Genomic DNA, 261 nt, shown 5'->3' on the forward strand with positions numbered 1-261 from the left:
GTGTAGCTGAACATCCCGCGTTGCTTGAGAAGATAATCAAAGTTATGCCCAGGCACGGCCTCTTTCAGGACGTTAACCAGCTCCTGACGCATCGACAGGATGCGCTTACGCATCGCTTCCACTTCCGCAAGCCAGGACGCTTTCAGCGTTTCGTCACCGAGAACTGTCGCCACCACCTGCGCACCAAAGTTCGGCGGGCTGGAGTAGATACGGCGGACCGTCGCTTTCAGCTGACCGAGTACGCGTCCCGCGGCTTCGGCG

Annotated in this window: 1 protein-coding gene; it reads right to left on the reverse strand. The window is 59.0% G+C overall.

From position 1 onward, the window contains the following. Window positions 1-261 (reverse strand): aminotransferase class I/II-fold pyridoxal phosphate-dependent enzyme (locus tag RTW80_RS29715; RefSeq protein ID WP_312721728.1); only part of this gene is annotated, 261 nt, incomplete at both ends.

Source organism: Escherichia sp. AM3 (genome assembly GCF_032029835.1).
Classification (GTDB): Bacteria; Pseudomonadota; Gammaproteobacteria; order Enterobacterales; family Enterobacteriaceae; genus Escherichia; species Escherichia coli.